A 20,946-nucleotide genomic window follows, 5' to 3' on the forward strand; every position below is an offset into this window, starting at 1 on the left:
TGTTATTTATCATTTAATATTAATAATCGCTCTTCTGCTACTTTTAAATCAGGGTCTAAATTTAATGCCTGATTGTATAACGATATAGCTTCTTCCGTATTTTTTAATTCTTCAGCACACATTCCCTTACCATAATACCCCATTGCTTTAGCGGGAGCCTGCTTAATGGCAAGGTCGTAAAATCGATAAGCCTGTTGAATAGAATCGATGCCGAAATAAATGGTAGCCAGGTTATAAATGGCATTAGCATCCTGAGGGTCAGCAACAATTATTTTTTTGTAATAATTAATTGCTTCACTCAACCGGCCTCTGTCCTGATAATACTTAGCCTTCGCATAATGTGCTTCATTATTGGTAGGGTCAAGTGCAATGGCATTATCAAAATATTTAATGGCAATATCATTGTTTTGTGCGCCGTATAATAAACCTAACTGCATAAATGCTTCATAATAATCGGGGTCCGCTTCCACGGCGGTCTGAAAATTGGAAATCGAATTTGCAGTATCACCGGTTTCTTTATAAATGATGCCTTTGTAAAAATAGGCTTCACTGTTTTGAACATCAATTTTTAAAACCTGATTGAAAGTTTCACCGGCTTTTTGATACTGTGGTTTGGGTAAATAGAGATAATCGATACCTAAATTGATTAAAATATCAAGATTGTTTGGGTCATTTTTTAAATAATCCTGCAATACGCCAATTGCACCATCGGCGTTGTTGAGTTCAAATAAACAATCGCTCAAACCTAATGCGTGTGTGGCATTCAGCGAATCTAAACGATAGGCTTTTTTGTAATCTTCCAATGCAAATTTCATATTGCCATATTCGAAATATTCGTTTGCACGCGCATAAAATAAACCTGCATTTTGGGGATTTCCTTTAATCTGGCTCGATAAATCAGCAATTTGTGGTGTTAATTGCTCTATCATTTCCAGTGTATCGGCATCATTTTTATTTTGACCCCTGTTGCCAATCAGGTTGGATTTAGACAATAGGAGTCCTCCCGCTACCAAAAGCATAGCGCCAATTCCACCGATTAACCATTTTTTGGAAATCATCATGCAAATTTACGGTTTTAGTCACATTTAACGATGTACAATTCGGCTAAATGATATGATGTACTTAATTTTGCCGCAGATTTACCAAAATATGATTACAATGAATCGTTTTTTAATTTCAACAGCATTTTTGATTGTGGCTGTTTCAGGTTGTAAACAGGGAGCCAAACAAGAAAAACCTGTTGAAGAAGAAATTGCAGTAATTGATACCATCACGTATCCTCAGGAAAAACATCTTAAAAACCTGCACCAACTTACTTTTGGAGGCGATAATGCAGAGGCTTATTTTAGTTTCGACAGCAAAATGATTGTTTTTCAGCGTCGCGATAATAAGGATGTTCCCTGCGACCAAATTTATTACGGGACTATTCCAACAGATGATTCACGATTTGAATATAAATTATTAAGTACGGGAAAAGGCAGAACTACCTGTTCCTATTTTTTACCCGGAAATGACAAGGTTATTTTTGCTTCAACACATGCAAAAGTAGATACTTGTATTGCCGATCCGGATAGAAGTAAAGGTTATTTATGGGGTGTTTATCCAAGTTATGAAATTTATGTTGCTGATTTAAACGGGAATATTGTTCAACAATTAACGGATAATGATTTTTATGATGCGGAAGCTGTTGTTTCTCCTAAGGGAGATAAAATTTTATTTACCAGCAACAGAAGTGGTGATTTAGAATTATGGACAATGAATTTGGATGGTACCGATTTAAAACAAATTACCAACGAGCTGGGATATGATGGTGGCGCATTTTTTTCGCCGGATGGCAACCGTATTGTTTTCCGTGCCAGTCGCCCAAAAACACAGGAAGAAATTACAACGTATAAAACATTGCTTAAAGAACATTTTGTTAAACCAACAGCAATGGAATTATTTACTTGTATGGCAGATGGCAGCGACCTGCGTCAAATCACGACATTAGGTGGCGCAAACTGGGCTCCGTTTTTTCATCCTTCCGGAAATAAAATTATTTTTTCGAGTAACCATACCACCAAACGTGTTCCATTTAATTTATTTATGATTAACCTCGACGGAACAGGATTGGAGCAAATTACTTTTGACACCGTTTTTGATTCGTTCCCAATGTTTAGTTATGATGGAAAGAAATTAATTTTTGCCAGTAACAGAAATTCCGGCGGCACAAGGGATACCAATTTATTTATTGCCGATTGGGTTGAATAATACCTAAAATAAAGTGATGAAAACAATTATAAAAAATACGCAAGTAGTCAGTGATGGAAAAATTATTTCGGGAGATGTACTGATCGGTGAGGAGCGTATTTTGAAAATTGCATCATCCATTTCTGAACCCGGAAATGTTGCAGAAATTAATGGTGAAGGAAAATTTTTAATGCCTGGTATTATTGACGATCAGGTGCATTTCAGAGAACCGGGTTTAACACATAAAGCTGATTTATATACCGAAAGTCGCGCATGTGTTGCAGGTGGCGTTACTTCATTTATGGATATGCCTAATGTGCAACCACCTTCGCTCACACAAGAATTATTAGCACAGCGATATCAACTCGCATCAGAAAAATCTATTGCGAATTATTCATTTTATATGGGTGTGAGCAATGATAATGCGGAGGAAGTATTAAAAACCAATCCGGATAATGTTTGCGGGATTAAAATATTTATGGGTTCATCTACCGGTAATATGCTGGTGGATAATCGTTCAACCTTAGAATATATTTTTAGCAATGCACCGGTATTAATTGCTACACACTGTGAAGATGAAGCTACCATTTTGCGCAACCTGGAATTAGCAAAAGAGGAATTTGGTGAAGATATTCCTGTGGAACAACATCCCATAATTCGTAATGAAGCAGCTTGTTATTTATCTTCATCATTTGCTGTTGAACTGGCAAAAAAATGTAATACACGTTTACACATTTTACATATCAGCACTGCTGAAGAAATTGCTTTATTTAGTAATGCAATGCCATTAAACGAAAAGCGTATTACTGCAGAAGTTTGCGTGCATCATTTATTTTTTGATGCAGATGATTATGCAAAACTCGGTGCGCGCATTAAATGGAATCCTGCAGTAAAAGATAAACGCCACAAGCCGGAATTGTTAAAAGCATTACTCAACGGCACACTCGACGTAATTGCTACCGACCATGCTCCGCATACACTGGAAGAAAAGGCGAATAAATATATTAAATGTCCGGGTGGTGCGCCAATGGTGCAGCATAGTTTACAAATAATGCTCGATTTTTATCACAAAGGGCAAATAACACTACCACAAATTGCTGAAAAAATGAGTCATAATGTGGCTACCTGTTTTCAGATTAAAGAACGTGGATTTATCAGAGAGGGCTATTTTGCAGATATGTATTTAATGGATATCAATAAACTGCATACTGTAACGCCGGAATCATTAAAATACAAATGTGGCTGGAGTCCTTTAGAAGGATATACATTTAAAGGTTTGGTTGAACATACTTTTGTTAATGGAAATCTAGCCTTTAAAGATGGCGTTTGTTATGATAATGTAAATGGCAAACGTTTGGAATTTGTGAGAGGGTGATATCAATGCCTTGTTTTCACAAACTGCACATTTTCAACTCCATTGTAATGTCTGATACAAAGATAATATGTACCGGAAGACAAATAGCCGACAGGTATTGCGGTTTCTCCTGATAATAAATTGATATTATTTTCTTCCAATACTTTTTTTCCGGTAACATCATAAATAGTAATCGTAGCCTGTTGAATATTATTTGTAACCTGAATAAATAAATTATTTTCTACCAGCGTGTTTACTAATTGTATATCCTGATTGGTAAATTCCTGAGTTGCAGTTGGAACTGTTAAAGGCTCGCCCCATGTCCCATATTTATTTTTATAATAAACCAGTTGATAATCATATTCAGCTTCAAGGCCATTGGTTCCATAAGATTGATATAAACCAACATGAGCAGCATAAATCTCATAACTTTGAACACTCATATTTAGATATTCAGTGCAATTTTCACTTTCAGTAAAATCATAATCATAATTTACTTTATGCGTATATCCAAAATCCGGGTTAAATTGTGTTGTATGAAATACTGATGCGCCATACTCTGTAAAATTATCTTCTTGCGGTATAAGTTGTGGCGTGTTCAATCCTAAATAAACGGACATTGGAATTTTGCTTATTATTGTTGAATCCGAAATATAGGTGGTGTCAAACGACATGTAGTTTTGCTTTGTTTCATAAGAATTTTCAAGCCAAGTTAATTGCAGTGTATCACCAAAAATAGACTTATCTGTTAATTTAAACGTAATTAGTGCATGGCTATAATAAAAATGATCAGTAACTACATAATCATAATGAAATTCATCATTTATTTCAAAATTGAATATGCTGTCTGTATTAGGAATAAAAACACCTGCATATGGTAACGATGTTCCGACAAGATTGGTAATTGCAGTGCTTTCGGGAAATGTAAATAAATCGGTTGATTGGATTAAACCATAAGTTTTTGAGAGTTTAAATTGATAACCATTCAGGTCATGACTTATAATAACATTATCGCTATCTTTTAAATAAATTGAAAAAGTTAAAACAGAATCTGCAGCACCTAAAACCGGCTCTAAAGTTTTATCATCAACATGTGCCCACCAGAGTGCATTTTCTGCTTGTTTATTAAAAATCCATTCTGCCCCAATTGATGAATTTGTAAATAAAAAAAGGCTGTCGGAACTCAAAACCGGGTTTTCTGTTTTAAGGATACAATAATTGCCCGGACCTAAAGTAACATATTTAGAACCTAAAAAAGCGGGTAATAAACATACATCGAGTCCGGTTGTAAAACGTAGTATTGGATTGCAATAAAAGGTAGGTTGTCCGGCCACAACAATGGTAGAATCTAATTTAATGCTAATAATTTCTGTAGAAGGAATTCCTGAAATATCTGTAGCATTATAATAATGTGTTGCACCTTCACGTACGGGTTCGAAATTTTGAGCTTGAATGTGCGTTGCGGCTAATAGCAGTATAATTAAGTAAACGTGTTTCATATTTACGGTATCTCAATTAAAGTTATCCGATTTTTTATTAGGATAGCATGCAGGGTAAATTTATTACACAATTTTGACGATTAGCATTACCAACCTTTAGTTGCAATTATTCCTCACCTTTTTCTTCCTCCTCCTCAACATCCCCACTTTTATTCAGCCATTCTTTAATGCGTTCTATATGTTCGCTGATGTCTTTTTCCTGCAGATATTTCACACCCTGATCCATGGCATAAGCCAATACTGTTTTAAACAGATTTTTTTTGCTGCGTTTAAATAAAAATCCGCCTGCAGAAACGGCAGTTACTAATTTGAGCGTTGTGTTTAACCAGCCACTGTTGTCGGTTCCGCTGCCTAAGGCAGACTTAAATAGTTTATTGCCGGTTAATGTATTAAATAAATTTAATGCCGGGGCAACCTGTCCGCTAATTGTATTATAATGTTGTTTAAGATCTTGTTCTTTTTCTTTAACCAATCCTCTTAAACGCAATTTTTCCTGTTGCAATTCTGCAAGGGATGTAATTTTTATTGGTTCCATGGTATATTAATCGGCGTTAAATTCTTTGATAAATGCATTAATGATTTTCATTTTTAAGCTGCCTTTGCCCATTCGCAGAACAATTAAACCAAGTATGAGATAAAAGCCTGCTAACACACCAAAACCTGCAGCAGTATTATTCAGTACATTTCCCAACATATAAGAAAGCGCAAAGGAGCCAAAAATAAAGCATAATACAAAAAATATGACTGCGGTGCCGGTAGTAATTAATCCTGCAAGTGCAACAGAAACTTTTTCAGAAACATTGAGTTGCACTAATTGCATACGTAAATCGATATATTCTTTTACATCGTCTACAGCATTATTAATGTTTTCGCCGAGTTTGTTGTTTTCGTTTTCCATAATGAACTATTGTAGATTAGGTATTTTCATCCTCACCCTGCATTACTGCAAGCTCGCTTCTGTTGTCCTGATAAATTTGAGCAAGAATGATAAATAAACTTATTATTAAAGGTCCGTATAAAATGCCCATGATACCAAAAATCGGAATCCCGATAACAACACCAACAATGGTTATGAGTGGGTGTGTATTTGCAATCCGTTTTCCAATTGCCATTCGGATGAAATTATCTACTGTTGTAACAATTAAATAACCGTAAATAATAATTCCGATACCTGCAAAAGCATTTTCGTTTGACAATTCAATGATACCGGCCGGAACAAAAATTAACGGTGAACCAAATAAAGGTATCATACTTAAAAAGATACCAATTACACCCCAAAATATTGGATCAGGAATACCGAAAATCCAGAATCCCAAACCTAATAGTGTTCCTTGTATAATGGCAATTACACCTTGCCCTAAAATATTTGAATAGGTCATGTTGCGTAATTCATTACCAATTTTTATTGAGTTTGACCGTCTGAAAGGGAGATAATTCATTAATCCTTTTTCAAATGATTTGTAGTTCTTAATTGTAAAGAATAAAATAAAATACATGACAATTATCTGAATAAATGTGCTTGCAGCGCCATTTACCAATGTGCTGACAAAACTCCCGACTTCACTTTTCAGCGATTCGATTGTGTTGTTAATTAAATCAGGTTGTTTTAATGTATCACGAACAAACACATTTAAATTCCCAAGCATTTTATCTGTTAATTCGGGATGGTTTACATAGTACATTGCCTTATTGGTAACGAGACGAACCAGAAAAAAAATCGGTATCACGAGGCAAATAAAAGAGGTAATCAGAATAAGCGTAGTCGTTATGTTGTTATTCCACTTTTTCTTTTCCTGGAAATAGACATTAATGGGTCGAAATAGTACATAAATAATGATGGCACCTAAAATGCCACCTAATATTCTTTCCAATCCTAATGCGATGATAATTCCTAAAAAGATAGTTACGATTAGTACAACGTTATTTCGTTGTTTCAAACTTGAGATACTTAAGGGCATAGACGTGTTTTAGGTAAATATAAGCATAAATTACCTGTTCCTTCAATTTAAAGAACAAAATTGATGGAAATTAATTCATTCTGAGGCGTTTATGCCTTCGAATTATTTTTTCTTTTTCGGTTGCTGCTGCGTTTCACGCATTTTTTGCTGCTGCTTCATTGCATCTTCCAAACGTTTAGCAAATCCTGATTTTTGTTTCTCAGGTTTCGCCTTGTTTTCCTGAATTTTTCTATGAATTTCTTCATCATTCAGGAAGAAACGGCGGATACTCCACTGCTGACCAAAAGTTACCAGGTTACTTACAAAGTAATAGTAAGTTAAAGCGGCAGGAGAGCTGTTCAGGAAGAAAAAGAAGAAAACAGGTGTAAGGTATTGCACTGTTTTCATCGGACCTTGCAATTGAGCCGTATTCTGCATATTCATACGAATATATAATACAGAACTCAGGGTCATCAAAACACAGAATATACTAATGTGATTTCCGATGAGCGGTATTGTTGTGCCCCAATGAATTATATCATCATAAGTAGAAAGATCCGGTGCCCATAAAAATGATTGCTGACGCAAATCGATAGTTCCCGGGAATAAACGGAACATGGCAATTAAAATCGGCATGGAAAGTAAAGTAGGAATACATCCACCCATCGGGTTTACTCCGGCTTTTCGATATAACTTTAATTGTTCCTGACCTAATCGCGCCTGATCATCAGCGTATTTTTCACGTAATTCGGTTAACTCCGGATTTAATACCCGCATTTTTGCCATCGAAAGATACGAGCGATAAGTAAGCGGCGTTAATGCCAGTTTAATTATTAATGTCATCAACAAAATAATTAAACCGTAATTTTTAATCATACCACTTAACCAGTTAAATAAGGGAATAATGGCATGTGTGTTTATCCATCCTATTATTCCGCTACCTGTTGGTATAATGGTTTCCATACCTAAATCCAGCGCATTTAATGCCTGATAATCGTTTGGTGCTATATACCATTGCATGGGAACGGTAAAATCTGATTTACCATTATAAGTAAGATATAATTCAGTATTACAACTTTTTACAAACGATGAAGTATCATCTGCAAAAACTTCTATTTTCCCTTTGCGGTCGAAACTTTCTTTCGCAATAAGTGTGGTATTAAAAAACTGTTGCTGACAACTTACCCATTTTACAGGAGCTTCAAATTTTAATTCACCATTGGTATTTTTATAATCAATATCACCATCAACATTACTGAAATATAATTTAGAATACTGGCGTTCATATTTGATATTTTTTTCCTGCTCCTGCATCTCATTTTTCCAATTCAAAATAATGATTGGATCCTGGCGGGAAATAATATTTTCAAACCCTTTAAATTGAACGTTATAGTCAACAAGGTATTCAGTACCTGTAAATGTATACGATTGGATTAATGAACTTCCACCCCCTAAATCGGCAATAAACTGAATTGATTTTCCATCAGAAGATTTGGCAGCGGTAAAATACAGCTCTTCCGTGTTAATCATTTTATCGTTTTGATACTTAAAATTGTAGTTGAAACGATTATTGGCACTGTTCACCAAATCAACCGGTCCACCATGGTAGTTTTTATGTGTTTTTAATTCTGCACGAACAATATTTCCGCCTTTATTGGAAAAAACGAGTTTGATTACCTCATTTTCTATAGAATCCAGTTTTTCGGCTCCCTGGGCTACGTCAGAAAAACGGCCGAAGGCATTCTGGCTTTTAATTGCAGCCAGTGAATCTTCCATTTTCAGGATAGCTTCAGGAGAAAGTTTGCTTTTAATACTATCGGGAATCGCACTTGCCGAATTGGAAATAACAGCTTCTTTAGTTTCTGTTACAATCGGGTTTTTAAGCAGATTGAGGGAATCTTCAACACGTTTGATTGAGTCTTCAGTAGCTTGTTTTTTAGCCTGCGCTACTCTTTCCTGATTAGCGAAGCGGCTCTGCATGAAGAAAAATGCGATGATGAGAACTCCCAGCAGTACGAAGCCTATTACATTATTACGATCCATTGATATTGATAATTGAGCGGCAAAGTTAGGTTATGCTTACCCATTGACAAAGAAAAGTTCAAATGTTATGGGCTCGTTGGAACTATGACGTTCAACAACGAGCCCATATTGTATGCTCAAAGCCTTTATTTTATGGTTTTGGCGAGATGATCAGTCTTCACCCGACTTGTCATGTTTTTTTTCTTTGAAGTCTATCGCAGCCTTAACAAAGCCCACAAACAGCGGATGTGGTGTTTCAACCTTACTTTTCAGCTCAGGGTGAAACTGCACGGCTAAAAACCACGGATGGTCTTTGAGTTCCACAATTTCCACCAGATTTTGCTGCGGATTGAGGCCGGTTGCCATCAAACCTTTGGCTTCATAATCTTTCAGATACTCATTATTAAACTCATAACGGTGACGGTGGCGCTCCGTAATATGTTGCGATTTATAAATTTCGTAAGCCTTGGTTTTTTTGAATAAACGGCAATCATAACTTCCCAAACGCATGGTTCCGCCTTTTTCGGTTACCTCCAGTTGTTCTTCCATCATGTGAATTACCGGATGTTTGGTTTTGGGGTTCATCTCAGTGCTATGTGCATCTTTCAATTTCAGCACATTGCGACCAAATTCAATAACTGCGCACTGCATACCCAAACAAATGCCAAAAAACGGAATTTTATTTTCGCGCACATAACGAATTGCAGTAATTTTTCCTTCAATTCCTCGATCCCCAAATCCTGGTGCAACCAGCACTCCGTCTAGGTCTCCGAGTTTTTCACCTACGTTAGTTTCAGTAATATGCTCACTTTGAATGGAAACAACTTTTACCTTACACTCATTGGCAGCTCCGGCATGGATAAATGATTCTAAAATAGATTTATAAGCATCTTGTAATTCAACATACTTACCAACCAGACCAATTTTAACCGAATTGGTTGGGTTTTTTAAGCGAGATAAAAATGCTTTCCAGTTGGTTAAATCAGGCTCGTTTCTTTTAGGCAGTTTTAGTTTGGTAAGCACAATTTCATCAGCATTTTCTTCCAATAAATGCAGAGGCACATCATAAATCGTTTTAACATCGAGTGCCTGTAAAACTGAATTCACATTCACATTACAGAATAATGCGATTTTTCTGCGAAACTCTTTTGGAAGCGGATGTTCAGTTCTGCACACCAGTATATCTGCCTGTAAACCACTTTCCAGCAACATTTTAACAGAGTGCTGCGTAGGTTTGGTTTTAAGTTCGTGTGCTGCATTTAAGTATGGAATCAGGGTTAAATGGATAACGATACAACGTTTGTCCCCAAGTTTCCATTTAAGTTGTCGAACTGCCTCTATATAAGGTAGTGACTCAATATCGCCAACGGTTCCGCCAATTTCGGTAATTACGATATCATATTCGCCCGATTCGCCTAAAAGCAGCATTCGGTTTTGAATCTCATCGGTAATGTGCGGAATTACCTGAACGGTTTTACCTAAAAATTCACCTGCACGTTCGCGGTTGATAACATTTTGATACACGGCTCCGGTGGTTACGTTATTAGCCTGTGATGTTTCAATTCCGAGAAAACGTTCATAATGACCAAGGTCAAGGTCGGTTTCGGCTCCATCTTCTGTAACATAACATTCGCCATGTTCGTAAGGATTGAGTGTGCCCGGGTCAACATTAATATAAGGGTCAAATTTTTGAATGGTAACCCTAAAACCGCGAGCCTGTAATAATTTTGCTAATGATGCGGAAAAAATCCCTTTTCCCAGCGACGACGTTACCCCACCCGTAACGAAGATATAGCGAGCTTGATCATTCTTCATAACGGGCTATAAAGGTAAGGTAAATAAAATTGGGGGATATTAACATGATGTTGGTAAAGCAGAAATAAATGGCGATTTCGCTGAAATTACCTGAACCGGCATCCCCTTTAAACACAAGTGGTAACGGGTATTGCCGAAATATTTAATTTAGCATCCTTCAAAAGTTTCATATGCAAAACGAAAATACAATTCAATATTATTTACCCGGTAACCGCCTTGCAAGGGCAACTGTGTTTAACAATACCATTTATTTATCCGGAATTATTGCCGATAATGATGCCATTGATTTTAAAAGTCAGATGGAAAGTGTCTTGAAAAAGATAGAAAACACCCTTGCCGATTTGGGCAGTAACAAAAATATGTTGCTGCAGGTAACAATTTATTTACCTGACATTACCCAATTCGATTATATGAATATTATTTGGGATAAATGGATTACGCCCGGGTTTGCTCCGGCAAGAGCAACAGTGGAAGCAAAATTGGCACATCCACAATATTTAATTGAAATAATGGCGATAGCAGCGCAACCTGCTGTATAAATTATATTTAATATATTTGACTATAATTCATTGTATATACATGTAATATTCTTTAAAAACAATTTATGCAAACTGACCAACTAACTGCTACATATCTCCAAAATAAAAATCAGTTAAAATCTTTTTTACTGCGACTGACTGCGAGCGCTGAAGATGCGGAGGATATTATGCAGGATACTTATATTAAGGCTGCTGAAAAAATAAGCACTTTCCGTGCAGAGTCATCATTAAAAACCTGGTTATTTACCATCGCTACAAATTTGGCAAAAGATAATTTGCGGGCAAAAGGTCGGTGGACAGAAGATGTTACTGATAAGGGAAAGGCAGCTGCATTAACAGATAAAAACTTTTTTGCAGAGGCCATGCAAATTCGTATGACTTCACCACAGGGTGCATTTGAAATTAAAGAGCACATCACTTTTTGTTTCACCTGTATTGCGAAATCGTTACCACTTGAACAACAAATTTGTGTGCTGTTAAAAGAAGTATATGAATTTAAAGTTAACGAAATCACCGAAATTGTAAATACAACTGAAGCAATGGTGAAATATTATTTACATACCGGAAGAGCAAAATTGGTTCAGATTTTTGAGGGTCGTTGTGCGCTTATTAATAAGGAGGGTATTTGTCACCAATGCACGGAACTCAACGGTATATTTAATCCCAAACAGAACCATCAGGAAGAGTTGAACAAAATAGAAATGGCAAAGCAGGCCAACAACCCTGACAAAGAACATTTGTTTAACCTCCGGATGCAAATTGTGCAGGGAATCGACCCTTTCGAGAGCTCATCTGCTGAGCTTCAACTACACCATTATGCCCATAATACCAGGGTTATGGAAAATTTTTTGAAAAAAAGTGAAGTTTAGCCTATCGTTTTTTCCGCCCCAATCGTCAAAAGGTAAATTCAAACAAAATGAAACAGTTCATCACAATTTTAACCTTTATGACAGTAGCAAACATTTCAATGGCTCAAAACGGAACAGCCACTACCACTAAAACCACTTTTAGTCGAGAAACAACCGTAAGTATTTCTATTCAGGCAGAAAGTTCCATTATTTGGAGTTTATTAACCAATGCAGCAGATTATCCAAGATGGAATAGCACTATTATTGCTATTGACGGGACAATTGCGGCAGGAGAAAAAATTGAATTGAAATCTACACTTGACACTACAAGAACATTTAAATTAAAGGTGCTAACATTTCAGCCGGAATCATTATTAATATGGGGCGACAGTAAAGGGCAACGTACTTATACGTTAAGTAAAAATGACATCGGTACGATTACCTTTACGATGACAGAAAAAATTGGAGGTCTCATGTTTCCGATGTATGCGAAATACATACCATCATTTGATGAAGCATTTGAACAATTTGCTTCGGATTTAAAAACTGAAGCAGAAAAAATTATGAAAACCAAATAAAAATTTAATTTATGAAAACAAAAATCGGAACCAAAGACAAACCACTTGCACTTAAAACGCCACCACTTTCATCGGACTACACCATGCATGTTGATGAAAAAGACGGTAAAGAAATTCTGGTATGCACGGTAGGTAAAACTATTTTACATTACGATATGTGTTGTTTAAATGATTTGCATGCTATGTTAAAAAAACATGGTGACTGGATGGAACTTGGCAGCGCGGATGAACAAAAGCCGGCAAAGGAGGGAACTGTAGAAGCCTGGGGTCGTTCAGAGAAAAACCCTGTAGGTGGCTGGTATGGGCTTAAAAAGGGATTTCGCGGACGTTTTGGGATGTATATTCCCCCACTAATGGAGGCGTTGGGACTGGCTGAGGTAACACACGAAGCAAAAGGTAATAAAATGCGTGCCCTTTGATTTAACAATCACTTAACGGGAGTTGCAATTTTTTTTTCATTTATTTGTCCAATAATAAAAACTCGTTCGTAATAGGGTTATAATTAATCAAAAAAAACTAACAGTATGACAGCAAACGAAAATGCTTTAAATTGGTTTGAGATATCGGTAACAGATATTTCCCGTGCGAAAAAATTTTATGAATCCATATTTGGTATTCAAATGCATCAGGAAGAAATGATGGGCATGCAAATGGCTTATTTTCCATATGAAGATATGAATGGAAAGGTTGCCGGAGCTCTTGTTCAAAGTGAAAACCATATACCCAGTATGGATGGGGCAAAAATTTATTTAAATGGTAATCCTGATTTGGATAACGCACTATCAAAAGTGGAAGCTGCAGGTGGCCAAATTATCATGCCAAAAACCTTTATTGCTGACAACGTTGGATATATGGCGTTTTTTATTGATTCTGAAGGCAATAATGTTGCATTACATTCAAATAAATAATTATTTCACAACCCTGATATTTTAATTTTATGAACGAATTTTTATTAGTATTTAGAAATGATGCCGCAGCGGCACAAGCTCAAATGTCGCCTGATCAAATGCAGGCCATGATGAAAACATGGATGGATTGGATTGGTGGCATAGCAGCACAAAACAAATTAGTTAGTTCCGGTAACCGATTAGCACCAACAGGAAAAGTACTGGCGCCTAACAATGTAATTACAGATGGTCCTTTTGTAGAAATTAAAGAAGCCATTGGCGGATATATTATTGTTAAAGCTGATTCGCTTGAAGAGGCTACTACTTTATCGCACGGATGTCCAATATTGGATGTAAACGGAACTGTCGAAATTCGCATGATAATCACCATGGATTGATATTAACCAATATCTTTATAACCTCCTGTTAAACGGGAGGTTATTTTTTTTATGGAGCAACCACAAATATTACCCGATTTATTTCGAACAGAATACAGCAAAATAGTTGCCGTGTTATGTAAAAATTTTGGTATGCAACATATTGAAATGGCTGAAGATATTGCCGGAGAAACATTTTTGCTGGCATCCAGCACTTGGGGGTTAAAAGGTTTACCTCAAAATCCGACAGCCTGGTTATACACGGTTGCTAAAAATAAAGCAATTGATTATTTAAAACGAAATACCAATTTTAAAAATAAAATCGCACCTGACTTATTTCGTATATCGGATAAAATCGAAACCATTGAAACAAATTTATCGGGAGCATATATTAAAGATAGTCAGTTGCAAATGATGTTTGCAATTTGTAATCCTGCCATTCCGGTTGAATCACAAATTGGTTTATCCTTAAATATTCTTTGTGGTTTTGGGGTTGAAGAAATTGCAGAAGCTTTTTTAACAAACAGAGATACGATTTATAAAAGGCTTCAGCGTGCCAAAGAAAAATTAAGAACTGAAAATATAAAAATTGAATTACCACCTAAGGAAGAAATTGCTGCCCGTATAAATACTGTTCTTACAACCTTATATCTTTTATTTAATGAAGGATATTATTCTACATCGCAAAATACGACATTACGAAAAGACTTGTGTATAGAATCGATGCGCTTAACTTTAATGCTTATCGAAAATCCACTGACAAATTCACCTTCGGCAAATGCCTTGTTAGCATTAATGTGTTTTCATGCATCTCGTTTTGATGCACGTTTAAATAGTACGGGTGAAATTGTATTGTATGAACATCAGGATGAAAACTTATGGAACAAAGCGTTAATACAAAGAGGAGAGCTTTACCTGAATTTAGGTTCCGGTGGTAAAGAGGTATCAAAATACCATCTGGAAGCAGCAATAGCCTATTGGCATACCCAAAAACAGGATACCAATGAAAAATGGGAAAATATTTTACAGATTTATAATAAACTGCTTCAAATTGAATATTCTCCTATTGCTGCTTTAAATCGCACCTATGCGCTCGCAAAGGCAAATGGAACTCAAGTAGCCATTATTGAAGCTGAGAAGCTTAAATTGGATGGGAATCAACAATATCATGTGTTGTTGGGTCACTTATATCAAAAAATTGATAAAATAAAGGCAAAGTATCATCTACAGGTTGCAAAAACCTTAACTAAAAGGACAGCTGATAAAAATTATCTGGACTTGCTTATTTCGGAGTTGGAAAGTTAATTTCAGCGACTCAATTTACACTTTACTGGTTTCCAATGCATTAATTCAGGTAATTCAAGTAATTCTGATTATTATGATATCAATCAAGAACTAATTGTCATTTAATTAGGTTTATAATGTTTTGCGCAGTAAATTGCACTATTCCTGCGTACTAATGAGAGTAGCTTTCAAAAATTTTGTTTAAGTTACTATAATTAATTTATAGTAATTACACCTTTATAAATCTTTATCCCAATTGAAATTATATATTAAATATATGGTGAGTATTCGCTGCAAAATGATGGTGAAATCAGAGCTTGAAGATTTAGGTATACACTATGGTACAGTTGAATTAGGGGAAGTAGACATAAAAGGAACCATTAGCGAGTCACAACTGCTAGCCTTAAGAAATGGTTTAGCGGCTTCAGGTTTAGAATTGATGGATGACAAAAAGGCAATTTTAATCGAAAAAATTAAAGGTGTTATAATTGAAATGGTACATTATTCTGATGATAGACCTAAAAATAAATTTTCAGAATATCTCAGTGAAAAGCTCAATTATGATTATACCTATCTTGCCAATTTATTTTCAGAGGTAACCGGAGTAACAATAGAACATTTTATTATTGCACATAAAATTGAAAAGGTAAAAGAGCTGCTTATTTATGATGAACTCAATCTCACTCAGATATCCTACAAGCTTAATTACAGTAGCGTTGCGCACCTTTCCAATCAGTTTAAAAAAGTTACCGGATTAACACCTACCTTTTTCAAAAATTTAAAATCACATAAGCGGAAAACATTAGATGATGTGTGAATATTGTAACACTTAAAGTCAATTGTGTAAAATAATAAATATAGTTTAGATACATCTTTGTATCCAATAAATTATATAGGTTATGAAAAACAATTTAAGAAAAGCAATTTCATTTACAATCATCACAGTAGTGTTTGCTTTTACCCATTTACAGGCTCAACATGCAGAGATAGGAGCGAGATTTATGCCCACTTTTTCATCTTTTGATGTAGTAAATTCATCAGGAGGTGTAGTAAAAGGAACAATAACAATTGGATATGGCGCAGGCTTAATTGCAGGTGTATATTTAGGTGAACATTTTGGTGTTCAGGGTGAGGTAATTTATAGTGTAATAAATCAAAAGTATACTGAAGTTGATGTTGAACAAAAAGTTACGTTAAAGTATATTAATATACCGATTTTAGCCAGTTTTAATACCGGTAAATCAAATCCGGTTAACTTGAATTTTGTTGCAGGACCTCAATTTGGAATTAGCGTAGGTGGGGCATTTGATGGCTCTGTTGAAGGCGACAGTGTTGTGCTTGATCCACAGGTGAACGTTAAAAAAGGTGATTTAGGTTTTGCTTACGGTGCCGGTCTCGATTTTGGCTTAGATCAGGAAAATATGGTTCGTTTAGGTTTAGGTTTCCGTGGAGTTTATGGTTTACTTGATATCAGCGATGATAGTAAAACTCAAACCAACGATAAATATTATGTTTTAGATCGTACGCATATTAAAACTTATGCTGTTTATATGGGGCTGTCAGTGTTATTTTGATATATAGTGCTTAGGCACTTCATTAAATGTGCTGAAATTAACCTGCTCTTACCGGGCAGGTTTTTTTATTTGCAAAACCGTGAATTATGTAATAATTCTTTTTAATTGTATAATTAAAATATTAGTGTGTATAGTAGCTTTGAAAAAATGAAATTTACACTGTGAAACACACACTTTTTTTACCCGCAAAAGCGGCGCGCACTCTGGTTAAGTATCCAATAACTCACTTTAAATACGAGCTGTTATCGCCTAATGAAGCTGTAATGTTATTGCCTGAATATATACCCGTTTTGCAGGCACTTTGTATACAATATAATCAATCTGTTAAAATCACTCTATTGTAATACAATTATATCCTAAATTAATATAAATCCAACAAAAATGAAAAAAATTAAAAATTACCTTGTAATTACTGCTGTATTGTTTGTAACAGTAATTGGATGTAAATCCGCATCTGAAAAAAATAATGATTTAAATGCCACTGAAGAAGAAATGCAGGATGCTCAGAAAAATGCAAAAGAGGCTGAACAAAACTTATTAGAAAGTTCAGAATGGTTAGAATTTGAAAAAGCAGCTAATCTTGCCATTGCTGAAAATGAAACAAAAATTGCCGAATTACGCGTTAAAATGAGTAAATCAGGGCGTACATTTGATAAATTGTATGAAAAAAACATAGATCGTTTAGAAGAAGAAAACAGAAACTTGAAAATGCGTTTGGAAGCATACAAAAAAAGTCAAAGTGGCTGGGAAAGTTTTAAAGACGAATTTAATCGCGATATGGAAAATCTTGGTAACGCAATAAGAGACTTAGGAGTTGACAATAAATAGTAGTATATTTGTTCAATATGGAAGTTGGAGAAATAGAAAAATCGAAAGTACTCATAACGGTTGAGATAATTGAATATATTCCCAATTCAGTTGTAATAAAAACAATTTTAAAAAAATCTACAGGAAATATTAGTGTAATGTCGTTTGATACCGGTGAAGGTTTAACGGAAAAAACCACACCTTTTGACACATTTGCTCAAATAATTGAAGGAAAAGCCGAGATTGTAATTAAAGGGGTTTCAAATACGCTGGAAACAGGCGAATCTATTGTTATTCCTGCTCATGCGGCTAATCTGATAAAAGCAAATGAACGCTTTAAAATGATTATGACAGTGATAAAAAGTGGTTACGAATGATTTAAAGTTGTTCGATAAATGATTTTTGTTATTTTTTAATCCGACGAGTGATATTAACTTTCTGTTTAACACTGGCCAAATGCTATCGTCGGAAAACAATATATTTAATCAATCCTATAAGGATATACTTAATTTGGTCAAAGCAAATTACCCTGATGGTTTATCAGAGGAAGATGCTAACCACAGGTTAAATACAAACGGCAAAAATATGTTACGCGAAAAACGAAGTATAAACGTTTTTCGCGTTTTTGTTATGCAACTTGCCAATTGGCTGATTGGCATTCTCTTTATAGCAGCCGGTATCACCGTTTTTTTAGGTGAATATGTTGATGCCGGTATTATTTTATTGGTTGTGTTTATCAATGCATTGTTAGGCACCATCCAGGAAATAAAGGCAAATAAAGCGATTTCCGGCTTACAAAATTTTGTAAAACTGAAATCGCACGTAAAACGGAATAATAAAATTATTCATATTGAAGCTGAAAATCTTGTTGTAGGTGATATTGTTATTTTAGAAGCAGGGAGTTTTGTTCCTGCCGACTTATGTTTAATTACCAGTGCTCAGCTTCAAATTAATGAATCTACACTTACCGGTGAGTCAATTCCTGCAAACAAAAATGCAACAACTGATACTCCGGATGCACAACAGGGCGATAAAAGTAATTTCGCATTCATGTCAACGCTGGTTACAAACGGCACTGCAGAAGGTGTTGTATTTGCAGTAGGCATGGATACTGAAATTGGAAAAATTGCCGACCTGTTAAATACCCAAAAAAGGGTGGATACGCCACTTGAAAAAAGATTAAATCAATTAGGGAAAAAAATAGGACTGGCTGCCATTGTGATTTGTATTTTGATTTTTATAATTGGCGTGCTGCAGGGAAAAAAGCCCGGAGATCTTTTTTTAACCGCTGTTTCACTCGCTGTTGCAGCCATCCCTGAAGGACTTACTGCAATTGTTGCTGTTGTTTTATCAATTGGTGTTACAAAAATGGCCAAACAACATGCTATCGTAAAAAAACTCGCGGCCGTTGAAACACTTGGTTCGGTAAATATTATTTGCACCGATAAAACCGGAACATTAACCCAAAATAAAATGACCGTACAACAATATTTTGTATGGGATACTATTTTGGAAGTTACTGAAAACAAAGATGAAAAAACGACACCGGTTTTAAAAAAAATGCTGGAAACAATGGTGTTGTGTTCCAATGCAACTTTTATTGATAATGAAAGCACCGGTGATCCGACTGAAATTGCACTGCTGCACTTTTATGATAACTATGCAACTGACAGGCAAAATTATATTCAAATAAATAAACGATTGCTTGAAAACCCGTTCGACGCCACGCGAAAACGCATGTCGACATTGCATCAACATGCAAACGGATTTGTTGTTTCGGCCAAAGGTGCAATTGTAAGTATACTCGACATCGCTTCACATATTTTAATTGATGAATCTATAATTCCCATTACAGAACTGCACAAAAAGAGAATACGGGAAGTTGGTGAGCAATTATCTGATAAAACATTTCGGACCCTGGCTGGAGGGTATAAAACTGTACCTGGTTTAATTACCGCAGAACAAATGGAGTCAGATATTATTTTCATTGGTTTAGTTGCAATGTTTGATCCGCCGCGTATTGAAGTAAAACCTGTTATTGAAGCAGCAAAAAGGCCGGAATTGAAACGATTATGATTACCGGAGATCATAAAAACACTGCTTTCGCTATCGCGCGACAATTGGGCATTGCTGAAAATATTGATCAGGTGATTTCGGGCATCGACCTTGAAAAAAATAAAAATTCGAAGCTACCTTTTTCAATAACTCAATATAAAGTTTTTGCAAGAGTTGCTCCTGAACAGAAGGTTGATGTAGTTAAATTATTTAAAAATGAAGGTGCAATTGTGGCCATGACGGGCGATGGTGTAAATGACGCACCATCATTACAGGAAGCGGACATTGGTATAGCTATGGGTAAATCCGGAACCGATATTGCAAGAAATGCAGCTGATATCATTTTAACGGATGATAATTTCAATACCATAATTACGGCTATAGAAAAAGGTCGCAATATCTATAATAATATCAAAAAGGCTGTGCTATTTTTAGTAACATGTAATTTGGGTGAAGTAACTGCTGTGTTTCTTGCCATAATACTTGGAATGGAGGCTCCTTTAATTGCGACACAATTATTGTGGATTAATTTAATTACTGACTCCTTACCAGCTTTAGCTTTGGGTATGAGTAAATCTGATAATGCTGTTATGCAATTTAAACCACGGCCTTCAAACGAGACATTTTTTACAAAAAATAGAACCTGGCGCGTTGTTTTAGCCGGTATTATTATCGGACTGGTTACCTTATGCGCTTATTGTTTTGGTTTTTACACATTTAATGTTTCTCCCTTTGATAATACAATTGATCCGGCTATCATGGAATATTCAAGAACATTGGCCTTTATGGTATTAATTGTTTCACAATTGTTTTACGCTTTGTCACTTCAGCATGTGCAGAAAAGTATTTTTAATAACAAAATGTTTCGTAACAAATTGTTATGGTTTGCTTTAATTGGAGGTATTTCGATTCAATTGATCATTATCTATGTGCCTGTTTTGCGCAATATGTTGCATTTGCAAATACCGGACAAAAATGGATGGCTGGTTATTGTTGTTTTAGGTGCCTTACCGTTATTAATTTCTGAGCTATTTAAAATAATTAAACTCCCAAAACGAGGCTTAAAACGTAGTTAATTACATTCAATATTATGCTTTGTTGTTAAATCTTGGTTAACCCACGCACTTTGAAGCCAACTTAT

At 35.5% G+C, this 20,946-nt stretch carries 20 protein-coding genes and 1 pseudogene; 14 read left to right on the plus strand and 7 right to left on the minus strand.

Annotation, left to right across the window (positions count from 1 at the left end; genetic code table 11):
- Window positions 1-2: 2 nt before the first annotated feature.
- Window positions 3-1,061 (minus strand): tetratricopeptide repeat protein, encoded by a 1,059-nt coding sequence (locus IPI65_12670; protein MBK7442367.1) that lies wholly within the window; start codon window positions 1,059-1,061, stop codon window positions 3-5.
- Between the two features lie 97 nt (window positions 1,062-1,158).
- On the opposite strand from IPI65_12670, the gene IPI65_12675 reads away from it, so the two are divergent.
- Both IPI65_12675 and IPI65_12680 read left to right on the plus strand, forming a co-directional pair.
- Window positions 1,159-2,250 (plus strand): PD40 domain-containing protein, encoded by a 1,092-nt coding sequence (locus IPI65_12675; GenBank protein MBK7442368.1) that lies wholly within the window; start codon window positions 1,159-1,161, stop codon window positions 2,248-2,250.
- Between the two features lie 16 nt (window positions 2,251-2,266).
- The gene (locus tag IPI65_12680; GenBank protein MBK7442369.1) at window positions 2,267-3,604 is read left to right on the plus strand and encodes a dihydroorotase; all 1,338 of its coding nucleotides are present in this window, start codon (window positions 2,267-2,269) and stop codon (window positions 3,602-3,604) included.
- Window positions 3,605-3,606: 2 nt separating this feature from the next.
- Here IPI65_12680 and IPI65_12685 read toward each other — a convergent pair whose 3' ends face one another.
- The 6 genes from IPI65_12685 to IPI65_12710 form a co-directional block, all read right to left on the minus strand.
- Entirely contained in the window at window positions 3,607-5,082 is a 1,476-nt protein-coding gene (locus IPI65_12685) for a T9SS type A sorting domain-containing protein (GenBank protein MBK7442370.1), read from the minus strand.
- A gap of 106 nt (window positions 5,083-5,188) precedes the next feature.
- Window positions 5,189-5,617 (minus strand): hypothetical protein, encoded by a 429-nt coding sequence (locus IPI65_12690; protein ID MBK7442371.1) that lies wholly within the window; start codon window positions 5,615-5,617, stop codon window positions 5,189-5,191.
- A 6-nt stretch (window positions 5,618-5,623) separates the two neighbouring features.
- Window positions 5,624-5,980: a phage holin family protein gene (locus IPI65_12695; GenBank protein MBK7442372.1), complete on the minus strand. Its 357-nt coding sequence runs from the start codon at window positions 5,978-5,980 to the stop codon at window positions 5,624-5,626.
- A gap of 16 nt (window positions 5,981-5,996) precedes the next feature.
- Window positions 5,997-7,040, minus strand: coding sequence for an AI-2E family transporter (locus tag IPI65_12700; GenBank protein ID MBK7442373.1), 1,044 nt, complete (start codon window positions 7,038-7,040; stop codon window positions 5,997-5,999).
- A gap of 102 nt (window positions 7,041-7,142) precedes the next feature.
- Window positions 7,143-9,062 carry a membrane protein insertase YidC gene (gene yidC / locus IPI65_12705; protein MBK7442374.1) on the minus strand — a complete coding sequence of 640 codons (1,920 nt, stop codon included), beginning with the start codon at window positions 9,060-9,062 and terminating at the stop codon, window positions 7,143-7,145.
- Between the two features lie 150 nt (window positions 9,063-9,212).
- The gene (locus IPI65_12710; GenBank protein ID MBK7442375.1) at window positions 9,213-10,856 is read right to left on the minus strand and encodes a CTP synthase; all 1,644 of its coding nucleotides are present in this window, start codon (window positions 10,854-10,856) and stop codon (window positions 9,213-9,215) included.
- 170 nt (window positions 10,857-11,026) lie between these two features.
- Between IPI65_12710 and IPI65_12715 the strand changes: the two genes are divergently transcribed.
- The 12 genes and pseudogenes from IPI65_12715 (at window position 11,027) to IPI65_12770 (ending at window position 20,881) form a co-directional block, all read left to right on the plus strand.
- On the plus strand, window positions 11,027-11,395 hold the full coding sequence (locus tag IPI65_12715; GenBank protein MBK7442376.1) for a RidA family protein: 369 nt from the start codon (window positions 11,027-11,029) through the stop codon (window positions 11,393-11,395).
- A 65-nt stretch (window positions 11,396-11,460) separates the two neighbouring features.
- On the plus strand, window positions 11,461-12,264 hold the full coding sequence (locus tag IPI65_12720) for an RNA polymerase sigma factor (GenBank protein ID MBK7442377.1): 804 nt from the start codon (window positions 11,461-11,463) through the stop codon (window positions 12,262-12,264).
- Between the two features lie 98 nt (window positions 12,265-12,362).
- Window positions 12,363-12,821, plus strand: coding sequence for an SRPBCC domain-containing protein (locus IPI65_12725; protein ID MBK7442378.1), 459 nt, complete (start codon window positions 12,363-12,365; stop codon window positions 12,819-12,821).
- A gap of 11 nt (window positions 12,822-12,832) precedes the next feature.
- Entirely contained in the window at window positions 12,833-13,240 is a 408-nt protein-coding gene (locus IPI65_12730; GenBank protein MBK7442379.1) for a hypothetical protein, read from the plus strand.
- Between the two features lie 105 nt (window positions 13,241-13,345).
- Window positions 13,346-13,729: a VOC family protein gene (locus IPI65_12735; protein ID MBK7442380.1), complete on the plus strand. Its 384-nt coding sequence runs from the start codon at window positions 13,346-13,348 to the stop codon at window positions 13,727-13,729.
- 29 nt (window positions 13,730-13,758) lie between these two features.
- Window positions 13,759-14,106, plus strand: a complete 348-nt coding sequence (locus IPI65_12740) for a transcription initiation protein (protein ID MBK7442381.1) — start codon at window positions 13,759-13,761, stop codon at window positions 14,104-14,106.
- A gap of 51 nt (window positions 14,107-14,157) precedes the next feature.
- Window positions 14,158-15,390, plus strand: a complete 1,233-nt coding sequence (locus tag IPI65_12745; GenBank protein MBK7442382.1) for an RNA polymerase subunit sigma — start codon at window positions 14,158-14,160, stop codon at window positions 15,388-15,390.
- A gap of 235 nt (window positions 15,391-15,625) precedes the next feature.
- Window positions 15,626-16,186 (plus strand): helix-turn-helix transcriptional regulator, encoded by a 561-nt coding sequence (locus IPI65_12750; GenBank protein ID MBK7442383.1) that lies wholly within the window; start codon window positions 15,626-15,628, stop codon window positions 16,184-16,186.
- A gap of 82 nt (window positions 16,187-16,268) precedes the next feature.
- Window positions 16,269-16,943, plus strand: a complete 675-nt coding sequence (locus tag IPI65_12755; protein MBK7442384.1) for a PorT family protein — start codon at window positions 16,269-16,271, stop codon at window positions 16,941-16,943.
- 381 nt (window positions 16,944-17,324) lie between these two features.
- Window positions 17,325-17,771, plus strand: a complete 447-nt coding sequence (locus IPI65_12760) for a hypothetical protein (protein ID MBK7442385.1) — start codon at window positions 17,325-17,327, stop codon at window positions 17,769-17,771.
- Window positions 17,772-17,788: 17 nt separating this feature from the next.
- Window positions 17,789-18,127 carry a cupin domain-containing protein gene (locus tag IPI65_12765; GenBank protein ID MBK7442386.1) on the plus strand — a complete coding sequence of 113 codons (339 nt, stop codon included), beginning with the start codon at window positions 17,789-17,791 and terminating at the stop codon, window positions 18,125-18,127.
- A gap of 79 nt (window positions 18,128-18,206) precedes the next feature.
- Window positions 18,207-20,881 (plus strand): annotated as a pseudogene (locus IPI65_12770) (cation-translocating P-type ATPase).
- Window positions 20,882-20,946 lie beyond the last annotated feature (65 nt).

The sequence above is a fragment of the Bacteroidota bacterium genome (genome assembly GCA_016706255.1).
GTDB lineage: Bacteria > Bacteroidota > Bacteroidia > Chitinophagales > BACL12 > UBA7236.

Excerpts from the sequence above, each read along its gene's own strand:
- IPI65_12680 (MBK7442369.1), top strand. The coding sequence starts at position 2,267 with ATGAAAACAATTATAAAAAATACGCAAGTAGTCAGTGATGGAAAAATT.
- IPI65_12690 (MBK7442371.1), bottom strand. The coding sequence starts at position 5,617 with ATGGAACCAATAAAAATTACATCCCTTGCAGAATTGCAACAGGAAAAA.
- IPI65_12745 (MBK7442382.1), top strand. The coding sequence starts at position 14,158 with ATGGAGCAACCACAAATATTACCCGATTTATTTCGAACAGAATACAGC.
- yidC (MBK7442374.1), bottom strand. The coding sequence starts at position 9,062 with ATGGATCGTAATAATGTAATAGGCTTCGTACTGCTGGGAGTTCTCATC.
- IPI65_12695 (MBK7442372.1), bottom strand. The coding sequence starts at position 5,980 with ATGGAAAACGAAAACAACAAACTCGGCGAAAACATTAATAATGCTGTA.
- IPI65_12700 (MBK7442373.1), bottom strand. The coding sequence starts at position 7,040 with ATGCCCTTAAGTATCTCAAGTTTGAAACAACGAAATAACGTTGTACTA.
- IPI65_12760 (MBK7442385.1), top strand. The coding sequence starts at position 17,325 with ATGAAAAAAATTAAAAATTACCTTGTAATTACTGCTGTATTGTTTGTA.
- IPI65_12720 (MBK7442377.1), top strand. The coding sequence starts at position 11,461 with ATGCAAACTGACCAACTAACTGCTACATATCTCCAAAATAAAAATCAG.
- IPI65_12685 (MBK7442370.1), bottom strand. The coding sequence starts at position 5,082 with ATGAAACACGTTTACTTAATTATACTGCTATTAGCCGCAACGCACATT.
- IPI65_12730 (MBK7442379.1), top strand. The coding sequence starts at position 12,833 with ATGAAAACAAAAATCGGAACCAAAGACAAACCACTTGCACTTAAAACG.
- IPI65_12675 (MBK7442368.1), top strand. The coding sequence starts at position 1,159 with ATGAATCGTTTTTTAATTTCAACAGCATTTTTGATTGTGGCTGTTTCA.
- IPI65_12670 (MBK7442367.1), bottom strand. The coding sequence starts at position 1,061 with ATGATGATTTCCAAAAAATGGTTAATCGGTGGAATTGGCGCTATGCTT.
- IPI65_12715 (MBK7442376.1), top strand. The coding sequence starts at position 11,027 with ATGCAAAACGAAAATACAATTCAATATTATTTACCCGGTAACCGCCTT.
- IPI65_12735 (MBK7442380.1), top strand. The coding sequence starts at position 13,346 with ATGACAGCAAACGAAAATGCTTTAAATTGGTTTGAGATATCGGTAACA.
- IPI65_12755 (MBK7442384.1), top strand. The coding sequence starts at position 16,269 with ATGAAAAACAATTTAAGAAAAGCAATTTCATTTACAATCATCACAGTA.
- IPI65_12710 (MBK7442375.1), bottom strand. The coding sequence starts at position 10,856 with ATGAAGAATGATCAAGCTCGCTATATCTTCGTTACGGGTGGGGTAACG.
- IPI65_12740 (MBK7442381.1), top strand. The coding sequence starts at position 13,759 with ATGAACGAATTTTTATTAGTATTTAGAAATGATGCCGCAGCGGCACAA.
- IPI65_12725 (MBK7442378.1), top strand. The coding sequence starts at position 12,363 with ATGGCTCAAAACGGAACAGCCACTACCACTAAAACCACTTTTAGTCGA.
- IPI65_12765 (MBK7442386.1), top strand. The coding sequence starts at position 17,789 with ATGGAAGTTGGAGAAATAGAAAAATCGAAAGTACTCATAACGGTTGAG.